Consider the following 12,771-nt stretch of genomic DNA (forward strand, 5'->3'; position numbering starts at 1 on the left):
ACCGCTGAATCATCAGCGGTTTTTTATTGCTTAGCAAAATACATTTACACCATAGGTATAAATTATTCAGCAGCGTCAGCAGCTTTCTTGCTACGGCCACCAAATGCACCAAAGCGTTTGTTGAAGCTTGCAACACGACCTTCAGTAGACGTTTTACGTTGCTCACCAGTATAGAATGGATGCGACGCACTTGAGATATCAAGTGGGTAGTATGGGTACTCTTTACCTTCATATTCGCGAGTTGCTTTAGTCTTGACCGTTGAACGAGTCAAAAAGAACACGTCAGCATTCGTGTCATGGAATAAAACTTCTTGGTAATCAGGATGGATATCTTTACGCATAATAAACTCTCTAGGTCCGATGTATGTATGGCAATTTGCGTCAACATCATGAGCGATGTCTCAAACATACGTAACTGAGGCACTAAGGACATTATAAGTATGGCAACTGCGTCACTGGCTTATTCCAGCACAAAGCACCACTCTTCTGCTCACTTAGCCTTTCCCCAGCGGGAAAATTAAACCGCGATTTTAACGGTTTTTGTCACCCAACGCAAGCCGCAGTTATGATAGATATATGTGATAAGTTGTCACTAAAAGAGAAATAGTGTTGAGATGTATGAATTAACCCAGTACAATATTTTGGTTAGTTAAATTAATCAATTATACAGATATCTGTAGTTGAGCTAACGAGATTTAGCTTTTCTCTGTCATTTATCTACCGCCTTTTAGATGATATGGCCAGTCAGTTTTCTACAAAAAATATCGCACTTTTTACTTATCGTTAAGCACGACTTCTCTAATACTAAATAAGGATTATTCAATGATAAACACTGCCATCAAAACCACTACTAAGGCACTATTGATCAGCTCAGCACTTGCTATCACGACCATGGCAAGCGCTGCCCTACCAACTCAGTGGCAACTAGACAATTCACATACTCGTGTCGGTTTCTCTGTGGAGCATATGGGATTTTCTACAGTTATGGGGCACTTTAGTGATGTCGACGGTACGGTTCAGTTTGACCTAAAAAATCCAAACCAAACCCAGCTTAACTTTGTCATTGATACAGACAGTATCGATACTGCTTGGGCAGCCCGTGACAAGCATCTAAAAACCGACGAGTTTTTCAATGTAGAGAAGTACCCTACCATGAGCTTTAAATCCACTCAGGTTAACTTTATCAATCCACAACAAGCAAAAGTCACTGGCGACTTCACGTTACTCGGTCAAACCAAACCATTAACACTCAACCTAACGCTAAAGAAAATCGATAACAGCCCTCTTACGAAAGAGCCTGTGATTGGTTTCCGCGCTACAGGTAATATCGATCGTACTGCTTATGGCATGGATGCGTACTCGCAAGGTGTTACCACCAATGTGCCTATTCAGATAGACGGCGAATTGGTAGAGAAAAAGTCAAAATAGACGTCATTCGCTATTAATTACTTTTACTAGCAACAACAAAAAAGCAGCCCTTTTATAGAGGCTGCTTTTTTTAGTATTAAAATCTTCTCTTACTACTTTTTAATATATTCATTAAATTACACAAAATACTGCTCCATGCTTGTTACCCTTAAACTTTATTGATATATTCGTATATACGGATTTACGAATATATAACGAGATACTGAGGGAGTAGCAACGTGGATACAGTAAAAGTAGATTTCATAGCGATAGATACTGAATGGGATAAGAAAGTATCGGAACATCATTTTGACATATATCACTTATCTGGTTGGATTCACGCCTCAGCAATTGTCGATAAAGGCAAATCCCAAGGTGTCATTGCTCACTATAAAAATAAAGAGGTATTATTACCTCTCATAATTAGAGACATCGACTCAATATATTGGGACGCCACTTCGACTTATGGTTATGGTGGCCCTTTGATGGATAAAACGTTAACTGATGCCGAAGTAGACCTCATACTCGATGAGATCAAAGTGTTTCTTTTCAAAAAAGGCTGCGTTTCTCTATTCATGCGGCTACACCCAATCATTAATAAAGGGTGGATTCCTACCGTTGGCAGGGCGCTGACTCATGGGTTAACTTTGATGTCTGATTTGAGAAAATCTGAAGAAGATCACTGGAATGAAACTCAGAATCGACATCGCAGAGGGATAAAGAAAGCCCTAAAAATGGATGTCATGACAAAAACGGAATATTTAACCAAACAAAATACTATGATGTTTTCGAGCATATATAAAGAAACGATGCGACACGTCAAAGCGAGCGACTATTACTTTTTTGATGACGATTATTTTTTCAATTTGCTTAAGCATCTTCAAGACAGAATATTACTGATAACCGCTTATCAAGATAATAAAGCGATCGGCTCCTCTATATACACGATATGTAAAGAATCCGGCATTATGCAGTTTCATCTTGGAGGTACGCTCAATGAATATACTCATATGCAACCATCCAAACTTATTACTCATGTCGCTCGAGACTGGGGTCGAAACAACAACTATAAAGTGCTACACCTTGGCGGCGGGGTCGGATCAAACCTAGATTCTTTGTATGAGTACAAAAAAGGATTTAGCTCACAAGAACTGCTATTTAAAACTTACAGGCTTATCGTCAATGCGGAAAAATATGCAAATTTAGTAGCGGGTATCTGGTTCAGTGACAGTGACTTGCGCTCTGATTTCTTTCCGTTATATAGAAAAGAATCTACTGAAGAAGTGCTAGAAGTGGGTCAAGCAGAACCCTTAGTGAATATGTTGTAGCAGACGCTGTATTTACAATATGGCGTTAGGTTTATAGGATTTATGATTAATTCTGAGCATCCTTTGAGCTTTCATATAAGTATGCGTTGAAATACAAACAATACTACAAGTCTGAATAAATAAAAAAGCAGCCTCCATAATAGGGCTGCTTTTTTTGTCCAACAATATTGTTATAAGATACTATTTGGTTGGGATAACATGCCAAACGTCAAATTTGTCATCGCCATCTTTATCGCCCATTTTTGTATCATTAGCATAGAAGTATAATGGCTTACCATTCATAGCCCATTGATACTTACCATCTTCACGCTTGAACGCCGCAAACTGACCAGAAGCTTTAGCATTGCTTGGTGCTTGGAAGATTGGCCACACAACTTGACACGCTGCGCCGCAATCTGACTTATTCATTGAATCTTTGTCATAAGTATAAAGCGTCATGTAATTGGTTGCATCAACCAACACGCCATTTTTGCTAGCGACAGGGGCAGTGTTTTTATTGGTCGCTTGGACTTCGTGCGTGCCTGACATGTCATTTCCAACGACGCTTTTCAACGTTGTACAACCCGTCAATGCTAATACGCCAGTTAGTGCAGATAACATCATGATATTTTTCATAGCAACTTCCTTGTCATTTTGATAATTGTAATAGTAAATTTTATGAGCCGTTTTTATTTTTTGATGTGAAAGTGATAAAAACAAAGCTTTAACCTCACTTGAGCGAAATAAATATAGCACACAGTTTTTAGCGATGATGGCCATCAATATACAAACTTACAAAAGTGGCTGAATTTTACAAAATGCTTAAACACAAGCCTTTTTGGCTACAGAAAACTGACCTTATCCCCATTCTGCAGATATTGCACTCAACCTCGCCTATTAGAAACTGCCCAAGACCACCTTACCTCGTTGACAAAACTCATGCATCTACTTACGTATTTGCCATCATATTGTCTGTAGTTCTTCGTAAAATGAACTTATAGAAATGAAGTGTTACTACACAATAGAAAACACATCTATTGTGGCTTATAAATAAATATTGAACTTAGCGGCCTTCGCACGCATATCAATAGTTACAAGACATTTAACGATTACACCGAGCATGGCCTGATGCAAATGCTACTAAGGATATAATGACGACAATGACTCAGTCTTCTAATAAAAATCACGCTCATTCTGTCAAACAAGATGATTCTTCTAAGGTGCTGTCTTATGGAGATCATCAAAACTCGCCCACCAAACGTCCTACTAAACGCGTTGGTATTTTGGGCGGCGGTACTGCAGGCTCAACGATTGCTATTCGCCTTGCCGCTCTAGGGCTTGAGACTTACTTGTTTGAGAAGAAAAAATCACTCATCGATGGCCCACCAATGTGTCATTTGCATGCTGGCGGCAACTTGTACCGCGAGATACCTGATGAAGATTGTGTGGCGCTCCTCAAGCAATGTATTGATATATTACGTCTCTATCCTTATACCATCGATGTTCGTCCTACTGTATTTGCGGTGCCGACACGCGATGAAGGACTGCCTGAAGACTTGCTACCGCGTTTGGATATTTTGACAGAAGCTTATCAAGAGCTTATCGAGCAGGATGCCAACAATAAAGTACTTGGCGAACCTGAAAATTACTATCAGCTCTATAGTCATGAGCAGTTGCTTGAGTTGTCTGAGCGTGAGCAAGTTGCGGTGCCAAGCACGGTTGATGAGTGGATGATACCAGTAGCCAAATACTTAGACTTAAATAAAGTAAAATTCCCACTGATTGTCGTACAAGAGTACGGCTGGAATATCTTTCGCTTGGCGGCTTCTGCGCAGTTGGCGCTTGAGGAATATGACCACGCCCATGTCTTTACCGACACCACAGTGCAAAAAGTAGTCCCTGTGGATTGTGAAAATTGTACCAATGCCGATCACCATGTCACCAAATGGCGCATCGACTATCAGCAAGCAAACGACTCTCAAGCTGAATCTATCGAAGTCGATTATTTGGTTAATGCTTGCGGTTTTCGCACTGGTGTCATCGATGACATGGTTGGTGTGGAAGTCACACGCATGGTCGAGTTTAAATCCTCTTATGTCACCCATTGGGGCGATGCAGGCGGGCAGATTCCAGAGATTATCGTCTACGGTCAACGAGGTACGCCCGAAGGTATGGCGCAGTTAACCCCCTATCCGGGTGGGTATTTTCAGATACATGGCATGAGTAAAGCCATTACTTTATTTGATGATGGTCTGGTCGCGTCTAGCACAGACAGCGCTCAGCCCAAACTGCCACAGCAATACGTACACTATATCGAGGATGGCTGGGACAAAGCGCCGCTACAAGCGCGTAGCCAGCAAGCGATTGAATATGTGGCTGAGTTTGTACCGACATTCAATAGTGCGCGCACTGTCGGCAATGCGCTATATGGTGGGCAGCAAATTCCTGGAGAAGACGATACGTTGCGAGTAGCTGACGTAAGCTTGTATTCTAATATACGCTACGCTCGTGCAGAAAACGTCAAAGCATCTTCAACCTTGATCGCCGCTGATCAGATAGTGACTGAGCTGACGACGCTGGGATTGATACAAAACGATACGCCAATGAATCGTAGCCGCTATGCACACGAATGGGCGTACTTGACACACAACGACGGTCTGGCTGTTGATAAGGTTGCACGAGTACTCGCTGAGCAGCGTGGATTCCCAATAGCTATGGCAGATGTCAATCATAGCATTCGTGAGGCAGCGCTGGATGATCTCTCACCTGCTGGTGTATAGCAGATATTAGTCATTTCTAGCGTTTACGGTTAGCTTTATGAATATAAAACTGACTATAAAAAAGGAGCGGACAACCGATATTTGGTTATCTGCTCCTTTTTTACGTGATTGCTTTTAATTGCTCGATTTTACAAAGCTTAGCTGTTGCTACCAGCCATTTTTTCTGTATCTACATGATCATTGATGGTCACGACGGTCTGTAGCATCTCGATTGCCTCATTGATGGTATTGCATACCACCAAACGATCTAAATCTTGCTGCTTCATAAACCCTTGCTCCGCAGTGTATGTTAGATGCTCAATCATACGGTCATAAAAACCATTGATATTTAAAATAATCATTGGCTTTTCGTGTTGATACAGCTGACGCCATGTGGCGATTTCCATAATTTCTTCTAATGTGCCTAGTCCGCCTGGTAGCGTGATAAAAGCATCGGCATACTCTGCCATAACAGTCTTACGCGTGTGCATGGTATCGGTCAAATGCAAGCGAGTCAGCTGCTCATGAGCGATTTCGTGCTTGAGCATAAAGGTTGGAATGACGCCCACGGCTTGCGCGCCGCCTTTGATGACCTCATCTGCGACCGCGCCCATGAGACCAATGCTAGCACCGCCATATACCAGTCCCATGCCATTATCTGCCAACGCATTACCAAGCTCTCGTGCTGCCTGCTCATAAACCTCATCATTGCCCAAGCGTGAACCGCAATATACGGCCACTAGCGGCATGGTCAGTGTTGATTTATCCACGGCTTTTTCTATATTGGTGATGTCTTTGCTCGTGATTACATCATAAGTATCATCGTTAATGTTCATTTGCATATAGTTTCCTTAATTGATCGATCATTTTTTATTGAGTGTTTGTTATTAGTAAAGGTCAAATACCACACGTTTCATTTATAGTGTCATGCACATCATTTATAGAATGAGTTCAACCAAGTTATACAAAACTTGAAAGTCATATTTGAGTACCTGTCTCGCTAGTATTTATCTTAACATAAGCAATGCTACCACATAGTCAAAACGATTTATCACTACGCAACAACTACATTTTAAAGATGGGAATTGGTGACTCATCGCAGTTTAATAGTCACTATCTACTCATAAAAAATATGAAGGTATCACGATGGATAATCACAACGCTGCTTCTGCCGCAGAGCATGCAGAAAGTATTATTAACAATCCTTTGATTAGTCCTAATATTGCTGATGGCGCAGCCAATATCGACACGTACTCGTTGAGCATCATGACCGATCGCAATCAGGCATTGGCAGCCACTGTCTATCGCCCTAAAGAGGGAACGACAACAGCGATTATGATCGCGCCCGCCACCGGTATCAAACGCCATTTTTATCATAGTTTTGCTTTGTATTTAGCAGAGAGCGGCTTTGGCGTACTGACTTTTGATAATGAAGGGATTGGTGAGTCGCTTTCGACCCATCTGGCAAAATGTGATGCTTCGCTGATAAGTTGGGGTCGCCACGATATGCCTGCCGTACTTGATGCGCTGCAAGATGAGTTTCCTGAAGCGTCTTATCACCTTGTCGGTCATAGCGCAGGCGGGCAGCTTATCGGTTTGATGCCAAACTATCAGGCGATTACTTCCGTATTCAATGTCGCGTGCTCTTCAGGCCGTATCAAAAACATGGGCATGCCTTATAAGCTAAAAGCCATGGGATTTATGGATGCGTTTATCCCATTCACCAATTTAACACTAGGCTATACGCCTTCAGACAAGATTGGCATGGGCGAGCCGCTACCGCGCGGTGTGGCTCGTCAATGGCGTGAATGGTGTAATGGCGCAGGCTATATCAAAACTGCTTTCGGTAAAAGTATACACACCCATTTTTACGATGCACTCAACATGCCAGCATTGTGGCTTGGCTTTAGCGATGATGATATTGCCAATAGCGAAAACATGGATGATATGATACGCGTATTTACGAACATGCCCGTCGAAAAGCGGTTTTTAAATCCTGAAGATTTGGGGTTAAATCATATCGGTCACATGCGCTACTTTAGCAGTAAAACCAATGCTAAAGCACCCGAGCTTTGGCAAATGGCAGTAGATTGGTTTAGTAAAGGTGAATAGCGGTGTTCATCCATCAGTATAAGAAGCCATAGCGACTGATATCATTTATTTGTATCAATACACAAAGTCGGTAAATGCGCTTTTATTACTCAGCATTGTTTGTTTTTTCTGCTTCTATCCGCTTCTTTAGGGCAGAATACAGTGATGGCTGCATATTATGAATATTGCCTATCATCCATTTAACATAGCTGATAGGCACCTCTTTTATTGGCTTACCTTTATGCTTACCAAATGGCATCTTGCTCACAGGCGTCGCTTTATTTGAGATAGCATGTGCCGCTGCAAAATCGGTCGGCGCAATCTCTAAACGCTCGCAGCAGGCTTGATAAAGCAGATAGCACATCCGTGCATCCCCTAGCGCATCATGAGCGGCAATCGTCATTGCACTCGCCTCTTCCTTTCCAATCAGCTGCTCAATGCATCGAGATTGACCATAAGCGCGCCATTCTGGAAAGGCAGCACGCGCGAGTCTCACGGTACAAATCAGCTTAGCAGAAGGACTGCCAATCACTCGCCAATCAAAGCGTACATTATGGCCAATCAAATACTCTGGCAGCTCAAACTGATCCAACTCAAAACGCTCAAGACCAGCCACGTCAGCATCAGTAATACCATGCACCTTGATGACGACAGGTGATATAGAGCGGCCGCTATTGAAGTACTTCATCCACTCAAATCCAGTTGCCACGTTGATAGTCGCCACTTGAATCGGCCTCGGATCACGGCCTTGATCGGTTTCAGTATCGATGACAAGCGCCGTTTCAGCCATAGTAGCCGTATCTGTAATGTCAGCGGTGTTCAAAGCATCATTCATAAAAAGTTAACCATTTGTAGCACCATCATCGCTCAACCGAAGCGTTAAGTAGACAAAATTATATTTGCTGTGCTTGTATTTAACTACATCTGTATTTATGGGGATAAAAGCCATAGATAACAATGCTATACATACCTTAGCAGATAGGGCTTTTATAATATTAGCTCATATAACATCAAACAGATAAGAGACATCAATGCTAGCAGATGGAAAAAGCCAACCACCGAAGCCTTCTTTTGTCAGTCGTGTACTCGGCGTACTGATTAAAGCGGTTGTATTGATAGGATTCTTATTTGTCTTTGATAAGCTACTACCCAGTATTAGCGAGCAAACCCAATCATTTGTGGTCGCCAAGTGGCAACAGCTGAGTCTATTACAGCAAGAGCTGCCCACAGAAAACAGTCTCCCCAGTCCATTGCCAGAGAAAAACCTGACGGACACTTGGGGTGCGGCACGCAGTCAAGGGCGCTCACATGAAGGCATCGATATCTTTGCAGAACGTGGCACGCCGATACAATCGACCACGCAGGGAATTGTGAGTAAGGTTGGTGAGAATAACTTGGGTGGGCGCGTGGTCGTCGTGGTAGGGCCTGGCGGTGCTGGTCATTATTACGCGCATCTAGAAGACTATGCCGATATTGCGCCCAATGATTGGGTCAATCAAGGCGATATTATCGGTTATGTGGGTGATAGCGGTAATGCAAAAGGGACACCGCCCCATGTGCATTACGGTATTTATATCAATGGCAGTGCCGTAAACCCTTACCCGCTTTTGCAAAAAGACTAGGTATACTAAACTAGCCATGCTAAATAAATGCGCACGACGATTCTAAACAAAATGTACATGGTGAGTCTAAACAATATGGGGCAAGACCTGTACTAATTTGTCGCAGCCGACCTCACATAAGTGGCTGGGAATACCACGCTAAATGTCGACCCCTCTCCCTCTACTGAGTCAATCTGTAACTGCGCCTCATGCTGATGCAAAACGTGCTTCACAATAGCCAGACCTAATCCTGTACCACCTGTGGCACGACTACGCCCTTTATCAATACGATAAAAGCGCTCTGTCAAACGCGCAATATGCTCTGGTGCGATACCAAGCCCATCGTCCTCGACTGCAAATCGGCAACCATCCGATGTCTGCGTCCAGCTGATGGTAATATTACCGCCTTTTGGCGTATATTTAATCGCATTGATGACTAGGTTGGACAAGGCGCTGATCAAGTACACCTCCGACCCATATAACCCATCATAAGTATCTATGTGCAAATGAATGGTGTGCTTGTACGCTTGGTTATATGCCTGCGCATCATCATAGATATTGGTGAGAAGTTTGGTCATATCGACATCGTTAAACTCATGTGTCTCTTCGATTTCAATCTTGGAGAGCAGTAATAAGTCATTTACGATTCGATTCATACGTGCTGTTTGCTGAGTCATGAGCTCAAAACCGCGACGCCACTGCGGCGGCATATCTGGCTGGTCAGAGAAGTTCTCTAGATAGCCCATCATCACTGTCAGCGGCGTGCGTAGCTCGTGCGAGACATTCGCCACAAAGTCTTGGCGCATTTGCTCTAAATGCTGTACGCGGGTCACATCATAAATAAACAACAGCTTCTCATCACCAAAAGGCGTGAGCTCACACTTTAGATAACGACTGGGCTCGCGCCACGATTCTATATGAACGCCGTCGTTCGGCAGGGTGGTATTTTGATAGTACTGGCGAAACTCAGGCACGGTGATAAAGTCAAACACACTTTGTCCTTTGTCAGCTGGCTGCAATGATAGTAGATCCTGCGCTGCCTGATTCCACCACTCCAGCCCATCATCTTCGTTCAGTAAGATGACCGCATCTCGCAATGCTCGCAGTGCACTTCTGATTTTCTCCAGTTGCTCCGTCGCATTTTGGCTAGCGATTTGTGCTGACGCATCTTGCTGGTCATTATTATAGTTATGGTCTTTTTTCTTTTTTGCTGGCGCTATCTTGTTCATTTCTTATCCTTACCACTATCCGCTATTTTATTTATTGTTATGGTGGCATTGTTCGTACAAGATCAAGTTATCAAAAATTAACTTATACAAGATTAGCTTGGCTCAATGAGACTAGAGAACCGATAGCCTGTACCACGCACCGTTTGTATCAATGTATCACAATCATAAGGGCGCAATAGTTTACGTAGACGCTTGATGTGTACATCAATGGTTCGATCTTCAATATAAACGTTACCGCCCCAAACCTGATCGAGCAGCTGCGTTCTTGTGTAGGCGCGCTCTGGGTGACTCATAAAAAATGCTAATAAGCGATATTCTGTTGGGCCGACCTCGATGACTTTTCCTGCGGCTGTCACGCGCTGGCTTTTGGTATCAAGACTTAACTGACCAATTTCGATAGGCTTGTCGCTACTCATCGCGCTACTACGGCGCAAGACCGCTTTGATTCTGGAAATCAGCTCGCGCGTCGAAAAAGGCTTGGTCATGTAATCATCTGCACCTGCATCGAGGCCGTGAACCTTGCTGTCTTCTTCGCTTTTGGCCGTTAGCATAATGACGGGTATCTCAGAGAGCATCTCATCGCTTTTGAGCATACGACAAAAATCAACACCGCTCTTGTCTCCGGGCAACATCCAATCTAACAATATTAATGACGGTCTATGATCGACCACTTGCTGATGCGCTTCTGATACGTCAGCCGCTTGTAGGCTATCAAACCCAGCCATTTCTAGCGTCATCACAACCATTTCACGAATCGCAGGCTCATCTTCAACAATCAAAATTTTCTCATTATACATAGGACATTCTCGGTGTTAGCGGACAAAATCTGGCATATAAAAAGGCGATAAATACTCACCAGTCTCTATCTATTAAACGGATTAATTATGACAGCCTGATGACACTCTGGTGTCAGATCTCCAATAGAAAATTGAGTGGTCCATCATTGACGCTTTCAACTTGCATATGAGCGCCAAACTGACCAGTGGCTATATTTGGATACTGGGTCTTGGCATAGTCGATGAGCTGCTCGAACAGCGCTTGGGCGACATCAGGTGCCATCGCGCCACCAAAATCAGGGCGGCGACCTTTATCCGTTTTTGCCATCAAAGTAAATTGTGACACTAATAACAATCCGCCGCCGACTTGCTGGACGTTTTTATCCAGTTTACCAAATTTGGCAGGATCATCGTCATTTTCAAAAATACGATAGGTCAATATTTTGTCAATCATCCGCTTGGCGGCGGCAAAATCATCATCATGACCCAATCCAATATAGGCCAAGACCCCATGATCAATTTTGCCAACGCATTGTTCATCAACGCTGACGCTCGCACGGCTTACTCGTTGTATCAGTGCTTTCATTTACGACCTTCTTTATTTATAAATGGCTTACAGTTTATGGTCAGACAATAATACGCTGTCCATGATAAAATACGGCCATTAACTTGCCTATGCAATAATGACATCACATCCTATTTTGGTAGCCTTATTATGAATGTATTTACCACCTTACAACAGCTGGTACCGCAGCAAAAGCTCAGTAAAGTCGCTGGACGTTTGGCCGCCAGTCGTCATCCTTATGTCAAACGTACCTTTATTCGTGGTTTTGCCAAAGCTTATAACATCAGCTTAGATGAGTATGAGCGCCAGAGCCTTAATGCTTATGAGAGTTTTAATGACTTTTTTACCCGTGAGCTAAAAGAAGACGCTCGCACCATCGATACCACTGCAAACGGCATCGTAAGTCCTGCTGACGGTATTATCTCTCAGCTTGGACAAATTAAAGATCATAAAATGCTACAGGCCAAAGGTCGTCATTATGACGTTGGCCAATTGCTTGCTGATAGCGAAGATGGCAGTTATTTTGCCGATGGTAGTTTTGCAACAATCTATCTAGCACCTAGCAATTATCACCGTGTTCATATGCCATTTACTGGTACTCTGACCAAAACTCGCTACGTCCCTGGTACGCTGTTTTCGGTCAACAATACCACGGCAGCTAATATGCCGGACTTGTTTGCACGTAATGAGCGTCTGGTCTGCATGTTTGATACCAAATATGGCAAAGCAGCTGTTGTCATGGTAGGCGCGATGATTGTCGCTGGTATCGAAACTGTCGCGACAGGTAAGATTGCTCGCACGGATGATATACAGGAAGCGGATCACGATATGCAGTTTGCGGCAGGCGAAGAGCTTGGTCGTTTTTATTTAGGATCAACGGCTATCGTAGTGTTGCCAAAAGCAGCAAGGGCCGACTGGCTAGATAGTATGAATGCCAATAGCGTGGTACAAATGGGTCAGCTATTGGGAATGGCAAACGCTCAGTAACATGACTGTGTAAAAGCGCTTAAGAACATCAGCCCAGTGAAGCATAGAT

13 protein-coding genes are annotated in these 12,771 nt (G+C 43.3%); 6 read left to right on the plus strand and 7 right to left on the minus strand.

Translation table 11 applies throughout. From position 1 onward, the window contains the following. Positions 1 to 62: 62 nt before the first annotated feature. On the minus strand, positions 63 to 341 hold the full coding sequence (locus tag JMX83_RS06870) for a type B 50S ribosomal protein L31 (RefSeq protein ID WP_201599942.1): 279 nt from the start codon (positions 339 to 341) through the stop codon (positions 63 to 65). A gap of 481 nt (positions 342 to 822) precedes the next feature. Here JMX83_RS06870 and JMX83_RS06875 point away from each other — a divergent pair, with 481 nt between their 5' ends. Together JMX83_RS06875 and JMX83_RS06880 are read left to right on the plus strand one after the other, a co-directional pair. Continuing rightward, positions 823 to 1,428 (plus strand): YceI family protein, encoded by a 606-nt coding sequence (locus JMX83_RS06875; protein ID WP_201599944.1) that lies wholly within the window; start codon positions 823 to 825, stop codon positions 1,426 to 1,428. A 218-nt stretch (positions 1,429 to 1,646) separates the two neighbouring features. Beyond that, positions 1,647 to 2,735, plus strand: coding sequence for a peptidogalycan biosysnthesis protein (locus tag JMX83_RS06880; protein ID WP_201599947.1), 1,089 nt, complete (start codon positions 1,647 to 1,649; stop codon positions 2,733 to 2,735). A gap of 180 nt (positions 2,736 to 2,915) precedes the next feature. Here JMX83_RS06880 and JMX83_RS06885 read toward each other — a convergent pair whose 3' ends face one another. Further along, positions 2,916 to 3,350: a COG4315 family predicted lipoprotein gene (locus JMX83_RS06885; protein WP_201599949.1), complete on the minus strand. Its 435-nt coding sequence runs from the start codon at positions 3,348 to 3,350 to the stop codon at positions 2,916 to 2,918. 515 nt (positions 3,351 to 3,865) lie between these two features. Here JMX83_RS06885 and JMX83_RS06890 point away from each other — a divergent pair. Beyond that, entirely contained in the window at positions 3,866 to 5,494 is a 1,629-nt protein-coding gene (locus JMX83_RS06890) for an FAD-dependent oxidoreductase (protein WP_227675768.1), read from the plus strand. A 137-nt stretch (positions 5,495 to 5,631) separates the two neighbouring features. Here the strand turns inward: JMX83_RS06890 and JMX83_RS06895 are convergent, their stop codons facing one another. Next, positions 5,632 to 6,315, minus strand: coding sequence for an LOG family protein (locus JMX83_RS06895; protein WP_201599950.1), 684 nt, complete (start codon positions 6,313 to 6,315; stop codon positions 5,632 to 5,634). 304 nt (positions 6,316 to 6,619) lie between these two features. Here JMX83_RS06895 and JMX83_RS06900 point away from each other — a divergent pair, with 304 nt between their 5' ends. After that, the gene (locus JMX83_RS06900) at positions 6,620 to 7,585 is read left to right on the plus strand and encodes an alpha/beta hydrolase family protein (RefSeq protein WP_201599952.1); all 966 of its coding nucleotides are present in this window, start codon (positions 6,620 to 6,622) and stop codon (positions 7,583 to 7,585) included. A gap of 85 nt (positions 7,586 to 7,670) precedes the next feature. On the opposite strand, the gene JMX83_RS06905 is transcribed toward JMX83_RS06900, so the two are convergent. Further along, complete coding sequence (locus JMX83_RS06905; RefSeq protein WP_227675769.1) at positions 7,671 to 8,399, minus strand: putative quorum-sensing-regulated virulence factor; 729 nt, start codon at positions 8,397 to 8,399, stop codon at positions 7,671 to 7,673. Positions 8,400 to 8,595: 196 nt separating this feature from the next. On the opposite strand from JMX83_RS06905, the gene JMX83_RS06910 reads away from it, so the two are divergent. Further along, positions 8,596 to 9,186 (plus strand): M23 family metallopeptidase, encoded by a 591-nt coding sequence (locus JMX83_RS06910; protein ID WP_201599954.1) that lies wholly within the window; start codon positions 8,596 to 8,598, stop codon positions 9,184 to 9,186. A gap of 92 nt (positions 9,187 to 9,278) precedes the next feature. On the opposite strand, the gene phoR is transcribed toward JMX83_RS06910, so the two are convergent. The 3 genes from phoR to dtd form a co-directional block, all read right to left on the minus strand. Next, positions 9,279 to 10,394, minus strand: a complete 1,116-nt coding sequence (phoR, locus tag JMX83_RS06915; protein WP_201599956.1) for a phosphate regulon sensor histidine kinase PhoR — start codon at positions 10,392 to 10,394, stop codon at positions 9,279 to 9,281. A 92-nt stretch (positions 10,395 to 10,486) separates the two neighbouring features. Next, a complete protein-coding gene (gene phoB, locus JMX83_RS06920) occupies positions 10,487 to 11,191 on the minus strand; it encodes a phosphate regulon transcriptional regulator PhoB (RefSeq protein WP_058025125.1) in 705 nt (234 codons plus the stop codon). Between the two features lie 112 nt (positions 11,192 to 11,303). Continuing rightward, a complete protein-coding gene (dtd, locus tag JMX83_RS06925; RefSeq protein ID WP_201599958.1) occupies positions 11,304 to 11,756 on the minus strand; it encodes a D-aminoacyl-tRNA deacylase in 453 nt (150 codons plus the stop codon). A gap of 129 nt (positions 11,757 to 11,885) precedes the next feature. Between dtd and asd the strand changes: the two genes are divergently transcribed. Next, complete coding sequence (asd, locus tag JMX83_RS06930; RefSeq protein WP_201599960.1) at positions 11,886 to 12,722, plus strand: archaetidylserine decarboxylase; 837 nt, start codon at positions 11,886 to 11,888, stop codon at positions 12,720 to 12,722. The last annotated feature ends 49 nt before the right edge of the window (positions 12,723 to 12,771 follow it).

It is taken from the genome of Psychrobacter piscatorii, assembly GCF_904846415.1.
Taxonomy (GTDB): domain Bacteria; phylum Pseudomonadota; class Gammaproteobacteria; order Pseudomonadales; family Moraxellaceae; genus Psychrobacter; species Psychrobacter piscatorii.